The sequence below is a fragment of the Pseudoalteromonas sp. SG44-5 genome, from assembly GCF_014164175.1.
Classification (GTDB): domain Bacteria; phylum Pseudomonadota; class Gammaproteobacteria; order Enterobacterales; family Alteromonadaceae; genus Pseudoalteromonas; species Pseudoalteromonas nigrifaciens.
The window spans coordinates 37,577-53,521 of sequence record NZ_JACJES010000015.1 but is presented as its reverse complement, the minus strand read 5'-3'; the positions used below and the strand labels follow the sequence as shown (position 1 = coordinate 53,521).

The 15,945-nt window shown below is 39.0% G+C and carries 17 protein-coding genes; 6 read left to right on the top strand and 11 right to left on the bottom strand.

Annotated elements, in window-relative coordinates; translation table 11 throughout:
* Positions 1–37: 37 nt before the first annotated feature.
* Positions 38–1,438, bottom strand: coding sequence for a DEAD/DEAH box helicase (locus H5079_RS13695; RefSeq protein WP_011328596.1), 1,401 nt, complete (start codon positions 1,436–1,438; stop codon positions 38–40).
* Positions 1,439–1,588: 150 nt separating this feature from the next.
* On the opposite strand from H5079_RS13695, the gene H5079_RS13690 reads away from it, so the two are divergent.
* Positions 1,589–2,011, top strand: a complete 423-nt coding sequence (locus H5079_RS13690) for a DUF1801 domain-containing protein (protein WP_011328597.1) — start codon at positions 1,589–1,591, stop codon at positions 2,009–2,011.
* 51 nt (positions 2,012–2,062) lie between these two features.
* Here the strand turns inward: H5079_RS13690 and H5079_RS13685 are convergent, their stop codons facing one another.
* Complete coding sequence (locus H5079_RS13685; protein WP_058373708.1) at positions 2,063–2,902, bottom strand: isopenicillin N synthase family oxygenase; 840 nt, start codon at positions 2,900–2,902, stop codon at positions 2,063–2,065.
* Positions 2,903–3,178: 276 nt separating this feature from the next.
* Here H5079_RS13685 and H5079_RS13680 point away from each other — a divergent pair, with 276 nt between their 5' ends.
* Both H5079_RS13680 and H5079_RS13675 read left to right on the top strand, forming a co-directional pair.
* Complete coding sequence (locus H5079_RS13680; protein WP_086999221.1) at positions 3,179–4,381, top strand: bifunctional alpha/beta hydrolase/OsmC family protein; 1,203 nt, start codon at positions 3,179–3,181, stop codon at positions 4,379–4,381.
* 146 nt (positions 4,382–4,527) lie between these two features.
* The gene (locus H5079_RS13675; protein ID WP_011328600.1) at positions 4,528–4,851 is read left to right on the top strand and encodes a hypothetical protein; all 324 of its coding nucleotides are present in this window, start codon (positions 4,528–4,530) and stop codon (positions 4,849–4,851) included.
* Positions 4,852–4,879: 28 nt separating this feature from the next.
* Here H5079_RS13675 and H5079_RS13670 read toward each other — a convergent pair whose 3' ends face one another.
* From H5079_RS13670 to aspS, 3 genes are all read right to left on the bottom strand, one after another.
* Entirely contained in the window at positions 4,880–5,476 is a 597-nt protein-coding gene (locus H5079_RS13670) for a pentapeptide repeat-containing protein (RefSeq protein ID WP_182684290.1), read from the bottom strand.
* 15 nt (positions 5,477–5,491) lie between these two features.
* Positions 5,492–5,722 carry a hypothetical protein gene (locus tag H5079_RS13665; RefSeq protein WP_011328602.1) on the bottom strand — a complete coding sequence of 77 codons (231 nt, stop codon included), beginning with the start codon at positions 5,720–5,722 and terminating at the stop codon, positions 5,492–5,494.
* A 128-nt stretch (positions 5,723–5,850) separates the two neighbouring features.
* The gene (gene aspS, locus H5079_RS13660) at positions 5,851–7,629 is read right to left on the bottom strand and encodes an aspartate--tRNA ligase (protein WP_182684289.1); all 1,779 of its coding nucleotides are present in this window, start codon (positions 7,627–7,629) and stop codon (positions 5,851–5,853) included.
* Positions 7,630–7,877: 248 nt separating this feature from the next.
* On the opposite strand from aspS, the gene H5079_RS13655 reads away from it, so the two are divergent.
* Both H5079_RS13655 and H5079_RS13650 read left to right on the top strand, forming a co-directional pair.
* On the top strand, positions 7,878–8,726 hold the full coding sequence (locus H5079_RS13655) for a DUF72 domain-containing protein (protein WP_182684288.1): 849 nt from the start codon (positions 7,878–7,880) through the stop codon (positions 8,724–8,726).
* A gap of 44 nt (positions 8,727–8,770) precedes the next feature.
* Positions 8,771–9,271 carry a M48 family metallopeptidase gene (locus tag H5079_RS13650; RefSeq protein ID WP_182684287.1) on the top strand — a complete coding sequence of 167 codons (501 nt, stop codon included), beginning with the start codon at positions 8,771–8,773 and terminating at the stop codon, positions 9,269–9,271.
* Positions 9,272–9,293: 22 nt separating this feature from the next.
* Here H5079_RS13650 and H5079_RS13645 read toward each other — a convergent pair whose 3' ends face one another.
* From H5079_RS13645 to H5079_RS13625, 5 genes are all read right to left on the bottom strand, one after another.
* A complete protein-coding gene (locus tag H5079_RS13645; RefSeq protein ID WP_182684286.1) occupies positions 9,294–9,932 on the bottom strand; it encodes a hypothetical protein in 639 nt (212 codons plus the stop codon).
* A complete protein-coding gene (locus H5079_RS13640; protein WP_182684285.1) occupies positions 9,880–10,230 on the bottom strand; it encodes an STAS-like domain-containing protein in 351 nt (116 codons plus the stop codon). The genes H5079_RS13645 and H5079_RS13640 overlap by 53 nt, the downstream gene beginning before the upstream one ends.
* The gene (locus H5079_RS13635) at positions 10,223–11,137 is read right to left on the bottom strand and encodes a hypothetical protein (RefSeq protein ID WP_182684284.1); all 915 of its coding nucleotides are present in this window, start codon (positions 11,135–11,137) and stop codon (positions 10,223–10,225) included. The genes H5079_RS13640 and H5079_RS13635 overlap by 8 nt, the downstream gene beginning before the upstream one ends.
* 480 nt (positions 11,138–11,617) lie before the next feature.
* A complete protein-coding gene (locus tag H5079_RS13630; protein WP_089368522.1) occupies positions 11,618–12,631 on the bottom strand; it encodes a DUF5924 family protein in 1,014 nt (337 codons plus the stop codon).
* A 149-nt stretch (positions 12,632–12,780) separates the two neighbouring features.
* Positions 12,781–13,683 carry a LysR family transcriptional regulator gene (locus H5079_RS13625; protein ID WP_011328608.1) on the bottom strand — a complete coding sequence of 301 codons (903 nt, stop codon included), beginning with the start codon at positions 13,681–13,683 and terminating at the stop codon, positions 12,781–12,783.
* 121 nt (positions 13,684–13,804) lie between these two features.
* On the opposite strand from H5079_RS13625, the gene H5079_RS13620 reads away from it, so the two are divergent.
* Positions 13,805–15,061, top strand: a complete 1,257-nt coding sequence (locus tag H5079_RS13620; protein WP_011328609.1) for an adenylosuccinate synthase — start codon at positions 13,805–13,807, stop codon at positions 15,059–15,061.
* A gap of 120 nt (positions 15,062–15,181) precedes the next feature.
* Here H5079_RS13620 and H5079_RS13615 read toward each other — a convergent pair whose 3' ends face one another.
* Positions 15,182–15,871, bottom strand: a complete 690-nt coding sequence (locus H5079_RS13615) for a DUF3334 family protein (RefSeq protein ID WP_011328610.1) — start codon at positions 15,869–15,871, stop codon at positions 15,182–15,184.
* Between the last annotated feature and the right edge of the window lie 74 nt (positions 15,872–15,945).

The following is a 15,945-nucleotide window of genomic DNA, read 5'->3' as shown; positions in this document are numbered from 1 at the left end:
GTAAGCGCGTTTTTTGTCTCAGCGTTTAAAAGTATTATTAATCGTTGTTACTTGGACGACGACGGCGCTGAGTATTACCACCAACAGATTCGCGTTTTGCCCATGGGCTTTGCGCTTTATCATCCGTTTTAGCTACTGGCTTTTTAGAACCGCCTCTGCGCGCACCCGTACCGTTTCCGCCATTATTAGGCTTTTTATTATTTGGCTTGCTGCTGTCAGATTTAGGCTTATTAAATGGCTGATTGGTCTTTTTAGCTTTTTTAGGAGCGATTGGACGCGCATCTAAGTCGCGCTCTGGTACTGGGTTAACCGGCTCAAAACCTTCTTCGGTAGCACGAGGAATAAGCTCACCAATAAAGCGTTCAATGCCGTATAAATCCACTGCATCTTCCGTGGTTACAAACGAAATTGCATGGCCCGATGCACCGGCGCGGCCAGTACGGCCAATTCGATGCACATAATCTTCGTATACGTTTGGTAAGTCGTAGTTAACAACGTGTGGAAGCTCCACAATATCTAAACCACGGGCAACAATATCGGTTGCAACTAACACACGTACTTCACCGCTTTTAAAGCCATCAAGGGCTTTAACACGTGCGCCTTGCGATTTATTGCCATGAATAGCCGCGCCAACAATATCATCGCGCTCTAGTTGTTTAACTAAGCGGTTTGCGCCGTGCTTAGTACGGCTAAATACTAATACTTGCTGCCAATCGTTAGTACGAATTAGGTGGCTTAATAACGCTGTTTTACGTGGTTTATCTACCGCGTAAACACACTGAGTAACGCTTTTAGCTGTGGTGTTTTTTGCAGCAACAGAAATTTCAACCGGATCGTTTATCAACCCTTTTGCCAGTGCACGAATTTCGTCAGAAAAGGTTGCCGAAAACATTAAGTTTTGACGTTTTGCAGGCATTTTTGCAATCAGGCGTTTAATATCATGAATAAAGCCCATGTCGAGCATGCGATCAGCTTCGTCAAGAACTAATACTTCAACACTATCAAACTTAACCGCATTTTGATTATGTAAATCGATTAGGCGCCCCGGAGTTGCCACTAAAATATCAACCCCTTTGCGCAAACGCTGCATTTGTGGGTTAATTTTAACGCCACCGTAAACTACAAACGAGCTTACATTTGAATGCTTTGCGTACTCTTCAACATTTTCACTAACTTGCAAAGCAAGCTCACGTGTTGGCGTTAAAATAAGTGCACGCACATGGTTACTTTTAGCTTTAGGACCGCTAGACAAACGCTCAATAAGTGGCAGTGTAAAACCCGCTGTTTTACCTGTGCCTGTTTGCGCTGCTGCCATCACATCACGACGCTCAATAATCGCCGGAATTGCTTGAGCCTGAATTGGCGTTGGCGTTTCATAGCCCTTCTCTAAAACCGCATTAACTAAAGACTGTGATAAACCTAAACCTTCAAAACTCATATAAACTCTCTTTTAAATAAGGCTAAACTAGCCAGTTGCGCGCATTATACCTATAACCTGCAATATTGCATAAAAATATTCACATCCAACTTTTAGTACTCATTTTTTGCTACTATTAACTACCGCTAAAAATAAATTAAAGAGTTACTTATGAGCTTAAAAACCCAAGCAAACCAAATAACTTTAGTTGAGTGTTTACATAATGTAGAGACTAAGCGGGAAGATGAGGCGAAAACATTACTCGCCCTATTTACAAAAGTCACTAATGAGCAAGCCGTTGTATGGGGTAAGGATATTATTGGCTTTGGCCACTACACCTATAAACATAACTCTGGCAGCAGTGAAAAATGGCCACTCACTGGCTTTTCCCCGCGTAAAACCAAGCTGTGTATTTATATAATGCCCGGCTTTGAAGATGAGACGATTAAAACCCTACTTAACCAGTTAGGAAAGCACAGTTTAGGTAAAAGCTGTTTATATATTACAAACCTAGCTAAAGTGGATTTAACGATACTCGCGCAGATTATTACAAGGTCACTCAACATTATGCAGCAGCGCTACCCGCAGTTATAAAACGCAAAAAACGGCTAAAAAGCCGTTTTTTTATATCGCGATATTTACTAGTTACTTAACGCCAAGCTCACGTAAACGCTCTTGCAAGTAACTATCAGCAGTATAGCGCTCTGATAACACCACATCTGGGCGAGGGTGTAAAAATAGTGGTAATGAAATACGCGACTTACTAGACGCTTTACCTGTTGGGTTAATTACCCGATGAATTGTTGAAGGGAAATAACCACCCGACGCTTCTTGTAGCATGTCACCAATATTAATGATCAAGCAACCAAAATCAGAAGGAACATCTAACCAACCGCCTTCGGTATTTTTAACTTGTAAACCCGGTTCATTAGAAGCAGGTAATACTGTTAGCAAGTTAATATCGCCATGCGCAGCTGCACGAATAGCACCAGGCTCTTCATCGCCGGTCATTGGTGGGTAATGTAAAATACGCAGCAATGTTTGCTCAGAATTAGCAATCATATCTTTTAAGTCAATCGAAAATTTAGCACGCACATCTGCTGGTGCTTCTGCTTGTACCCAACTTAAAAGCGTTGCTGCAAACTCATTAGCTAAACGATAGTACTCACGTATGTCTGCTTCTAACTGGGCAGGTACACGGCCTTTAGGATAAACATGGAAATACTCTTTAATGTCTTTAACTTTACAGCCTTTTGCCACTTCAGATACCGAAGGCGGAAAATAGCCATCTTGGGTGTCTTTAGAAAATAAAAAGTCCTGCTTTTGATCTGAGTTAAAAAAGTCTTGCCAATTTTTATAAATAGACTCAACTAAAGATTGCGGAATTGGATGGTTTTTTAATACCCCAAAGCCGGTATTTCTTAATGATTCAACAAATTGAGCAGCCGCATTGTCCGCTTTATAATCAACAGTAGGTAATTGCATTGTACATTCCAGTGAATAGGTTGTGAGAGATCATTTACATTATAGAGGTAGATTACTCTATTTAAGCAGCAAAGCCTGTATTATTACCACCGTGAGGATAGACAAACAGCCCTAAAATCATAAGGACATATGTCCGCACCTTGGCTAGGTGAGCAATCGAGTTGATCTTAATCAAATTATAAATAAAGATTGAAATAACATCACTTCGCACCTATCTCTGAACTATGATAGTAATGTTTATTATTTTGTACTTAAATTTAAGTATTAAGGCTTCTCATGCGACAAAAAGTATCTTTTAAAAGTGGTGATTTAAAATTGGCAGGACAACTTGAACTGCCCTCTGGTGAAATTAAATTTTACGCCCTATTCGCACACTGTTTTACCTGTGGCAAAGATATAGCGGCGGCAACACGTATCAGCCGTGCACTCACACAACAAGGGATTGCAGTATTACGATTTGATTTTACCGGCTTAGGTAATAGCGATGGCGACTTTGCCAATAGTAATTTCTCATCTAATATTCAAGACTTAGTAGCGGCCGCTAATCACCTGCGTGAACATTTTGGTGCGCCGCAGCTACTTATAGGCCACAGCTTAGGTGGAGCAGCAGTGCTGGCCGCTGCAGAGCACATACCAGAAGTATCGGCAATTACTACCATAGGTGCGCCGTCAGATGCACAACACGTAGCACACAACTTTAAAGCCCACCTAGATGAAATTAACGCAGCTGGCGAAGCTAAAGTAAATTTAGCGGGCCGCGAGTTCACTATTAAAAAACAATTTATAGACGATATAGCTAAGTACGATAAAAGCCACATAAGTAAACTTAAGCGCGCATTATTAGTAATGCACTCCCCTATTGACGCGACTGTAAATATTAGCGAAGCCGAAAAAATTTACGCATCAGCTAAGCACCCTAAAAGCTTTATTAGCCTAGATAACGCCGATCACTTACTTACTAATAAAAACGATGCCGACTACGCAGCAGATATTATTGCCACCTGGGCTAATCGTTATGTAAATTACGATAAAACTAAATATACGGCTAAATTAAATAATGGCAGCGTATTAGTAGAAGAAAAAGACCATGTATTTACTCAGCACGTAAGCACCAAAGAGCATACCTGGCTTGCCGATGAGCCACTAAAAGCAGGTGGCCATAACTTAGGCCCAGATCCGTATGAGCATTTACTCGCGGGGCTTGGCGCGTGTACCTCTATGACACTGCGCATGTATGCGAGCCATAAAAAATTACCGTTGGAGCATGTCAAAGTTGAGCTTGAGCACACTCGCGATTATAAAAAACAAGACGGTGACGCAGAGCAAACCCAAGGTGTTGAAGCTATTACGCGTAAAATCACCTTAACGGGCGATTTAACCCCCGAGCAACGCGCGCGCTTACTCGAAATAGCTAATAAATGCCCAGTGCATAAAACCCTGCACAATAACCCACTGGTGATAAGTGAATTGGTAGAGTAACGTATAATAATTTTAATTCTGTATATAAAATAGCGCAGTTAAAGCTGCGCTATTTTTTCATCTTGTTAAGCTAAATAATTAATTATTTTAAATGTGTGCGATAATAACCGTCATTGTTCCAATATTTTTAGCAAAAGAATCCATCCATGAAATCATATAACACCATTGCAGAACGAATTGAAATTTTACAAAGCCGAATCGAAGCCTATAAAGACGAAATTGAAGTATTAAAAGCGGAACCTAAAAGTGATAACGAACGCATTATTTTTAAGTTTATTGAAACCGGCAGCACGGGTAAAACCAAAGACTATGTACGTGGTTTAGGCATTAAATCGTCTCGCGATAGCTTATATTCGTCGGGTGATGTAACTAAGCTAATTAAAGATGGCGCAACCGATATTTCGCCAGCGTTGCTTGAAATAGCCAGAGTGCTTGCAAGTGCACGTAATAAAAATGGCCCTAGCTGTTAAAAAAGCTTAATTAGCCGTGTAATAACGGCTAATCCACCAGCTCCACACCTAATCCGCTGAGTAAATTCAACGCTTCAAAACGCTCAAATTTAGCCTTGGTTATTTGGTTGCTATTTAAATCGATATTAAATTGCGTGGCACCAACAAAGTCGCACTGGCTTAAATTAGTTTGAAAAAACTCGCTATCACGAAAATCAGTACCGCTAAATTTACTCTTAGCTAAATTTGCGTGCCTAAAGTCTACATTTTTTGCAAAGCAATCTATTAGTTTAAGTGCTTTTAGAGTTAGTTCAAAAAAGGAACTGTGGCTAAGCTCACAGTGACTAAAACTCACAGCAGCATTAACACTAAGCTGCGGCCAGTTTATATCACTCCACTGTATACTGTTTAATTTACAATGACTAAAGTCAACATTTTCGAGTGAGCTATAACCCCATTTTAGTGATGCTAAATTGCATTTTTTAAAGCTGCATTCTATAAAACGGCAGTGTTTAAATTGGCCATTTGAAAAGTCGCAATCTGTAAAAGTACAGTCTTCAAACTCTATATTCTCAAAAACCTGCTCTGTCAGTGCTAATGCTGTAAATTGTTGATCAAAATAGTGATTATTATTTTCTATAGACACGGTCTGAATATTACCTTAACGCGCAAATTGAGCTTTTTTAGGGAGATCTTTTTTCAGCGCGAGTATCGCTATAAATATTAAACCCAGAGGTAAAATTAGCGATAAACAGCCACCAACAAAAGCAATGACACCTGGATTAGTACTTTTTCGTTTACCTAATTTATAACTAATAAAAGCAAAAATAGGCACTAATAAAAGTATAAAAAAAGCGATAAACTCGCCAAAAAGAGTGATGTTAACTGACATAAGAATTCCTTTTCATCTGTATGATTATTGCAGTACTAAATTTAACCATAAAAAAACCCTTAAGCCTACACTTAAGGGTTTAATTTTTAATTATCTAACGCATATTTACAAAACACTGTAAAAATAATTTACTCTGCGCTTAGTACCGCTTTTTCTACTACGCTAATTGCAAGTTCTGCTAACGAATCAGCATTAGGCTTACTTGGCGCATTAGTTAATAAACACGACGCCTGCGTAGTTTTAGGGAACGCAATAACGTCACGGATGTTATCAGTACCACAAAGCAACATAGCTAAACGGTCAAGGCCAAAAGCTAAACCAGCATGTGGTGGCGTACCGTATTTAAGTGCGTCAAGCAAAAAGCCAAACTTGTCTTGTTGCTCTTGCTCATTAATACCTAAAATTCTAAACGCAGCTTCTTGCATATCAGCATTATGAATACGTACCGAACCGCCACCTACTTCGTAGCCGTTTAATACCATATCGTACGCATCTGAAATAGCAGCCGCAGGGTTTGCTTCAAGTTCACTTGCGCTCATGTCTTTTGGCGCAGTAAATGGATGATGTACAGCGTGCAGCGTACCTTCGTCATCTTCTTCAAACATTGGGAAGTCTACAACCCAAAGTGGTGCCCAGCTATCAAGGTTAGTGATTTCTAAATCAATACCAATTTTAACGCGCAGTGCGCCCATTGCTTCATTTACTGTGTTGCGCTTATCGGCACCAAATAAAATAATATCGCCCGACTGTGCATTAGTACGCTCAAGTAACTGAGTAATTACATCTGCAGTTAAAAACTTAGCTACTGGTGACTGCACGCCTTCTGCGCCCGCAGTGTGATCGTTTACTTTCATCCACGCCATGCCTTTTGCGCCGTAAATACCAATAAACTTAGTGTAATCGTCAAGTTGTTTACGCGAAAGCTTAGCACCACCTGGTACAGTTAATACCGCAACACGGCCTTTTTCGTCATTTGCAGGGCCTGAGAAAACATTAAACTCTACGTCTTTAACTAAATCGGCAATATCAACAAGCTTCATTGGATTACGTAAATCAGGCTTATCTGAACCGTATAAGCTTATTGCTTCGCTGTAAGGCATAATTGGAAAATCGCCTAAATCTACATTTAGCAATGTTTGCCACATTTCGCGGATCATTTTTTCAGTCATACCACGTACTTGATCAGAGCTCATGAACGAGGTTTCAATATCTATTTGAGTAAACTCAGGTTGGCGATCGGCACGTAAATCTTCATCACGGAAACATTTTACAATTTGGTAGTAACGGTCAAAACCCGACATCATCAACAATTGCTTAAATAACTGCGGCGACTGCGGTAATGCGTAAAAACTACCTTTGTGAACACGACTCGGTACTAAGTAATCGCGCGCGCCCTCTGGCGTTGCTTTGGTAAGTACGGGTGTTTCTATGTCTAAAAAGCCGTTTTCATCTAAAAAACGACGTACAAAGCTGCTTGCTTTAGCGCGTAACTTAATGCGGTCGCTCATTTCTAATCGACGTAGGTCTAGGTAGCGGTATTTTAAACGACGCTCTTCAGAGTTCACTTGGTTAAAATCAAGTGGTAATGGCTCTGAGCGGTTAATAATATTAAGCTCAGTGCCTAAAATTTCGATTTCGCCTGTAGGCATGTCTTTATTTACTTGGCTATCTGGGCGTGCACGTACAATACCTTTTAACTGCACACAAAATTCTTGGCGAAGCGTGTTAGCTGAACTCATCAACTCTTCAATGTCAGAATCGAATACAACTTGTACTAAACCTTCTCTATCGCGTAAATCGACAAAGATAAGTCCACCAAGGTCACGTCGTTTGTTGATCCAGCCACATAGTTCAACTTCTTGATCTACGTGAGTTTTATTTAGCTGTCCGCAGTATATAGAGCGCATAGTTTTCCTGTCAGATAAAAGGCGTGCAACGGTCAAAAAACATTCGTTTTAAGTAGGGTAAATCTTTTTTATAAATACGAATATAAAAATAACACCGCTTGCAATTCAAAATAATCAAATTAAGCCCTGTATTATACGCAAGTGATATGAAGATACTAGGGCGGGTGTCGTTTTTTGCATCGGATTTAAAGCAGCATATTTTATTATTTGATACACTATAGCTACTTTATAATTAGGCGTTAGTTTGTATGCTATATATTGGGTGCCCACAGTGGTCAAGCAATGCGTGGAAAGGCAATTTATTTTCGAGCCAATGTAAAAATGCCGATATGCTAAGCCAATACGCGCAACATTTTAACTCTGTAGAGGGAAATACCAGCTTTTACGCCGATCCATCCCCAAGTACTCTTTTACGCTGGGCAAACAGTGTACCCGATGATTTTAAATTTACCTTTAAGTTTCATCGGCGCTTTAGCCATGAGCTAAAGCTGACTAATGTACACAACGAGCTAACCGCTTGGCTTAACTTATTTGCACCAATTTTAGAGAAAACTGGGCAAATTATGCTGCAGCTGCCAAGTGCCTTTGGCCCTAATGATTTACCCAAGTTAGCGCAATTTATTAGCCTATTACCCAAAGAGCTAAACTTCGGGGTAGAAGTTCGCCATCCGGCATTTTTTCAAAAGGGTGAAGCCGAAATAGCGCTTAATCAATTATTAATGGCAAATAACATAAACCGTATAGCCATGGATACCCGCGCCCTATTTGCAGTTAAAGCGAATACAGAAGCGCTGATTGATGCACAACAAAAAAAGCCGCATCTGCCCGTGCATGCTATTGCTACAAGTGAGCAACCCATGGCACGTTTTGTTATTGCTAATTTACAAAGTGAATATAAAACCTTTTATAAGCCTTGGCTTAGTAAAATAAAACAGTGGCTTGATGAAGGAAAAACGCCCTATGTATTTTTTCATACCGCAGACAACCGAGAAGCACCGTTATTAGCAAGGCAGTTTTGTAAGGACCTAGGTTATAACCACAAGGTACTAAATCCATTTAGCGGCGAGGCAGAAGCCCACCAGCAAGCACTGTTTTAAATAACCACTTACAACAAATAAAATGATAGAACTTAGAGAGCAACATGAGTGAATACGCACGTTATTTTACCGGCTACCCTGCAAACATTGTTGAGCAAGTATTAAATCTAATCAGTAATGATAAAGTAAGTAAATACTTACTTAAAAAGTATCCGCAGGCACATAATATTACCAGCGACAAAGCACTTTTTAGCTACGCCACAGAGCTTAAAAAACAGTATTTAAAAAATGCCCCGCCGTTTGGTCGCGCCGCATTTAAAAAGCAAGGCGACATGGTCACTAATGCACTTGGCACGCACACCTATCGTATGCAAGGTAAAACTCGCAAGCACGATTTGGCCATCAACAGTGATTTACTGCGCGCTCCCGAGCCGTTATTAAAAGCCTTAGTTGTACACGAGCTCGCTCATTTTAAAGAAAAAGACCATAACAAAAGTTTTTATAAACTTTGTTGTCACATGGAGCCAAGTTACCACCAGCTAGAGCTTGATTTACGCATTTTTTGCGTGGCTGTAGAGCAAGGCAATAATCCTTACTTAAAATGAGCTAATTAAATATGGAGCATCACTAGATGTTGATTAAAGCTTTTATTTGATAATAAAAAAAGTAAAAAAACAAACAAGGTAATGGTAGAAAAGCTAACGAAAACAAGACAATATTAATAACTTGAGAAATCTTGAATCTCATTTTTGGATACTCATTATAATAGGCTACTTTACTCCCCTTATATAGTTTTTCAGCTAGTATCGTAGCTTGACTTAGTCTATGAGTTTTTTCAGCTTGAAATTTATTATCCTGTAATAATTCCAAAATACTTATGTTGCTATATGGTATTTCTACAATCCCCATAAACTCTCTAAAAACACGCTCGTCCCCGAACTCCATATCATATTGCTCTGCTAGCTCGAGCCTAATATTTCTTAACTTCATGAGAAGCCTTTGCTCTGTATGTATCCACAAATAAATTTTTTCTTCGGTATTCTTTTTATCTATTGTAGTCCAAAATTTAAATACTTCTTCTACTGCATCTTTTGTTAAGGAGTTATATTCTTTTAAACTATCCTTGGCTTCGGTTCTAGTTGCATTTATTGTCGAAATTGAAAATATCACTATCCAACCAACGACTGTTGCTAAAAGTGTAAACAAAATTAAATTACCTATGGCTTCTCGCTGCAAAGCCTTGCGTTGATATTGCTGCTTTATCAATATACTTCATAACTCTTTCTTTATCATAAGAGTCGCCAGATGTTATTATCAACCGTTGTTCTAAGTCTGCTTTAGAGAATATGTGAGTTCTTAAAAGCCCCCCAAATGTTTCCTCTAAAAAAGAAGAACCCAGTTCTACGTCTAGATTATTTAAATCAACCTCAACGATGTCATTGTTCTTAAGGGCTGGTACTAAAATATTATCTCTAAACACCTCTCCGCTATAATTACTATCAGTCTTATATCTACCAAAAGGTGACTTGCTAAAATTTTTTAGAAATATAATTACTTTATTCATCAAACTGTAAACTCCATTCAACGATAGTAGACGATACTGTATCTGGGTATTGTATTGGTGTAGATTTATTACGTTCAAACCTCACTTCACCTTTATGGCTTAATATAGACATAAAGTCCTGCTCACAACTTAATTTTATTGGATGTTTCATATCTTCAAAACCTTGGCCTCTCCCATCAATTCTGGTTGATGTGACACCTTCTTTCATTGCAAACTCTATAATATTCGAATCAAGGCTATTATTTATTTTTTCAGGATAACCTTCTGCGATAGTTTTAGAAATACCAACACCTCTATCTAAGATTATGCATTGTAAATGTTTGTTTTTATATTGATCTTCTACAATTTGTGCACAAGCCCACCAACGATACTTCATAAATATATGCGTATCTTTATTATAGGCATGATGAAGTACATTTAACATAGCTTCATCTATGGCAGTCGAAAGTCGATTCGGTAATTTTTGGAGCTTATACTTCTTACAGATATGATCTGATAAATTTTTAGAGTCTACTTTAGGCGTATTCCCTGTTAAATAATTACTTCCGGTCAAAAATAATTTTTTAAAGTCATTTTCTTTGTGCCCATCCAATGCTGTTATTAATCCTGTGATAGATAACAAACCTTTTACCCTTTGTTTTTGGGGTTCAAGTATAGTCACATTTAAATGCTTATTTGAATGTGGACCATAATATCTAGCTCTTTGTATAGTTGATAACAGTAATACAGAAGCTGCTGCAGAGAAATACTCTAAAGAAGATAGATCAACTAAAATAGGCAAACTTTCATTTAACGAAGCCTGATCACACCTATGTAAAAAAGCTAACGTTAAAGATCTTTCTTTAGGTTCATATATACAAAGTTTAGTTGGCGACTTAATATAAACAGGCTTAAAAACTTCAACCATTGGACATCCTTTAAAGCTCCTTTTTATACAATCACTTTATTCTTATTTGAGCGATTTATTTTCCCCAAATAATGCACCGTGTAATTGCGGGCTATTTTTCTTTCATGAATATACGCATGGAAATATCTCAGCGTGAGTATACCGCAGTTTAAAACAAACTAGTAAGTTGTAAGTTTCACTTGACCTAATTACGAAATCCTACAAAAGATATTACTGCTAGCAGTTTAAGCTTTTCCTCTTAATCTCTCTGATAAATTCGGTTTTATCCACTATGATATAGACTATAATTTGATTTGTATTACCTAATTGAAAGCCTTGCTTTTAACTGAACTTGAAAATAAGGCTATATGCTTATTAATACACTTGCTGTTGTGTATGCAAAGAGAGTCTGTAAACATGATTTAGTCATAAATGACGATTTACTTCATACATCAAATATTTTAAAAATAAGTTTTAATCAAAAAGTCATAATATTAATTATTAAGGCAAAACTGTAAATTTAGTTAAACCTATAAGTTGCCCCGATTCTGTTACTACTTGCACCTGCCATTTACCGACAGAATCAGTTGGGAAATTTACTTTATGGGTCCACGCTCTATAACCTTGCTCTCGCCCACCACTTATATTTAGTGTGATCCGATCTACTTCTTTATTGTTGTATAGCCACACATGAAATATTTTTTCATTTAATCCTCTGGGCGCTTTAACAGCAGTCCACGTATATAACCCCTGATGATGTAGTGAATAAGAGTCTAATTGCTTAATATTACCAATAGGTTGGCGTTGCTCTAAATCAACCTCGTGCGATAAAGTAATATCGGTTAAGCGCAAAGCCGCTGGCGGCACCCAGCTACGTAGTTGCCATAAGCCAGCACTTAATATACACAAAATCACTACCAATAAAGGAAATCGCCACCAGCGGGTATTAGGCATTAAGTTGCCTAAACTGGGGAGGGTAAAAATAACAGCAGTAACCAAAGCAATTGCTAAGCTTTGGCTAGTAGTTACATTAAATAAAATAGGCAAAGTAACCAATATAACGACAAACAATGCAAAGTTATGAAACACCGCAAATAACATGCGATTTTTTGCTAACTTTTTATAATACAAAGGATCAATTACCGATATGACTGCACACATTATCATTAGCGCGGTAAAAATAGCTTGCGGGTGATCCCACTGCGTTACCGCTAAAAAAAATGGCAAAGCAAAAAACAGGCTTTCTTGTTGCACCATTTGTAAAGCAAAGCGCATAAAGTTGGGCGATACCGCGACACCAAATCTTTGCTCTACTTTATCGCGCAACCAGTTATCAATAATTAACCATACCCAGCTCACTAGCAAAAATATGGCAATAAATTGCGAAAACGATTCTTTTCGCTCAACTAACACATAACTTGCCACACCAGAGCAAAATGCTATTACCGCTAATAACCCCGGCCGCTGTTGCATTGCGATTATAAATTTTGTTATTAAACTTTTAAAATAGTCCATCTAATTTTGGGTCCGTACAAGTGTGCATGCTAAAGCGCTTAAAAACATAAGCGCTTTATCTTAAAGTAATTACCTGAACAACACATAAATAGCATAAAACCCCTTAGCTTATTAACAATATAATAATCGGTAGTAATATTAAGTGATGACTATTTTGGTTGTTTTAAATGGGTGCGCGAAATTTCTTCATTTACCCAGTGTAGTAACTGTTTTATTGCCTTAGATAGCACCTGATTTTGCCGCACTATATAACCTAAACTGGTGGTTGGGAATTGCGGTAAAGCCGTTACTGTGGTGGTTAAATTAGCTTTAGAGCGCAGCGAAAACTCAGGAACAATTGCCACACCAAAACCAGCTTCTGCCCAATCAATTTGTGCATCAACACTGCCCACTTCCATAACCCGATAACTCGGTAAATTTAAAGACGGTAGCGCATTATCTAATAACTCTCGGGTGCGGGTATCGTGGCCTAATAAAATTAATGTTGGCGGCTCAGTGAGTACCATACTTTCATCGTTTTTTGCTTGCTGCCATAACGCTAAATTATTTCCCAGCGCACACCACTTTATCTGTTGGAGTTCACTAAAATGCAGTGGCTCACTTTCTTTTTGAGCAATAACAAAGCCTAAATCGGCTTCTGCACTTTTAACCAGCGCCGATGCCTGTGACGAGGTGGTATTAAGCAAGGTAAAATCAATCCCCGGGAACTGGGTTTTAAACAGCTGAAAAGGCTCTATGAGTAACAAGCGAGAAATAATATCACTGGCTGCAATGGTGAGTGTGCCTTGGCTTAAGTTATTTATTGCATTTAGATCAGACTGACATACCTTCAATTCCCATAAGGTTTTTTGCCCCGACTGTAATAAACGCAAACCCGCTTGGGTTAAACAAAAGGGGTTACGCTCGATTAACTTTACCCGCGTCATTTTTTCTAACTGCTTAATATGCAAGCTCACATTAGGTTGCGTCATGTGCAGTGCACTTGCCGTTTTACCAAAGTGCTTTAGCTCTGCTAATGTAACAAAGGTTTTTAACCAATGAATATCTAACATCTCACTTCCTTAATATTGCACACGCCATATGGAATCCTTATTGATATCATAATTATAATTAATTTCTCTTATTTTAACAGCCCGCATATCATATCAGCTTGTTCAATTTGGAGATTAAATTATGCCGTCAATTGTTGTTGTAGGTGCAAACTGGGGTGATGAAGGCAAAGGCCGCATCGTAGATTTTTTAGCTGAGAACGCATCAGCAAGCATTCGCTTTCAAGGTGGTAATAACGCCGGTCATACCGTTGTGAATGATTTTGGCACCTTTAAACTACACCAATTACCTAGCGGTATTTTTAATCCTGATTGCATAGCGGTACTTGGCCCTGGCATGGTAATAAGCCCTAGCGCCTTAAGTGAAGAAATAGCCGAAGTTAAAGCCGCTGGCGTTAATGTAAAGCTGTGTATTTCTGATCGTGCCACTTTATGTCTGCCTTTACATGCCCTTGAAGACACCCTTGAAGAATTACGTTTAGGCGACGCTGCTTACGGCTCGACTCGCCAAGGTATTTCGCCAGCGTATGGCGACCGAGTAATGAAAAAAGGCATTTTAGTGGGTTGGTTAAATCAGCCTGACGTTTTACTAGAGCGTATTCAATTTATGCTTGATTGGAAAATGCCACAGCTAAAAGCCTTATATCCAAGTTGTGATTTTTCGCAAACAGCTGAAGAAATGACGCAGTGGTTACTCGATGTTACCGCGCCTTGGCGTGCATTTATTTGTAATGTAACAGAGCCGTTAAAAGCACTACAAAAACAAAATGCTAATTTATTATTTGAAGCTCAGTTAGGTGCAGGTCGCGATTTAGTCTATGGCGAATACCCTTACACTACCTCTTCAAACGTAACGGCCGCTTATGCAGGCATCGGCAGCGGTTTACCAGCGCTTCGTCCTGAACGTGTTGTTGCGGTAGCAAAGTCGTTTAGCTCATCAGTAGGTACGGGTACTTTAGTTACTGCAATGGAAGAGCAAGACAATTTTCGTGAAAGCGCTAACGAATATGGCGCAGTAACTGGCCGCCCACGGGACATGGGCTACTTTGATGCAGTTGCCACGCGCAATGGTGTTGAGCTACAAGCTGCAACCGAAATTGCTTTAACCAAAATTGATTGTTTATCGGGTATGAAAGATTTAAAAATCTGTGTTGCCTATGACGGCGATCATAGCGAAAACCCAATTTGGCCACAAACAGCTGCATTAAGCCCTGTATATGAAAATATGCAACCTTGGGATGAAGACATTACCGGTTGTCGTACCTTCGACAGTCTACCAATTGCAGCGCAACAATACGTTGAGCGAATTGAAGCGTTAATGGGCGTACCAATAACTATGGTGTCTGTTGGCCCTGAGCGCGAACAGATGATTATTCGCTAAATAGCGCTATTGTGTTTAAATAACTGTTGGGTTTGCATGTAACCCAACAGTTATTAATAAAGGTCACACTGCGCGTGGCTGATTTTATGACCTTAACCACATAATTATTTTAACTTATTCTTACAGCCCTAGCCCTGCCATAAAGTCGTCATCATCACTATCTTCTGCTTCTTTTTCAGCTTTAGCCTTGGCTTTTTCTGCTTTTTGTTTTGCTTCGTTTTCGATGATGTCGTCGGGATCTATTGCTTCGACAATGTCAAAGTCGTGTAATTTAATAAACTCAGTTTTATCCATTGCCAGCTCTAAATAAAATATATTTTGCTTACTGGTGGTAAACGTTACGCGGCGCGCTTGTGGGCGATCCATTGTGGTATCTACAGAAATTTGTACCTGTTTATTAATTGCCATCATTTTTGGCTGATTTTGGGTAATAGAGGTATGTAATTGCTCGCGTACTTTAGAGGTAAAGTCACCAACTATTTGGTTCATTAGCTCGCCTAACACATTTGATACATCGTCAGACAAATGACTATGTGCTATTTCTTCCTCGGGCATACCCATGTTACGCATGTAATCGCCATAAATTTCCATTGCCGCTTGCGATGTGAAATTAGTAATTACTAGGCCAGTAAAGCCACCATCAAATAACACAAAACAGCCAATATCTGGGCGCATACAAGTACGAGTAATTTTTTGCACCATAGCGGAGTAACTAACACTATTGCCACTGGCCGATGTGAGTACCCCTGTAACCGAGTGACAAAGGGTTGCCAATATATCATCGGTGCTAATAACTTTACTTTTGCTCATTTAATAGTCTCATTTATACTTATTTTTCATTATTCTAGCCAAGCTACTTAATTTATCACTGACTATCCAGCATA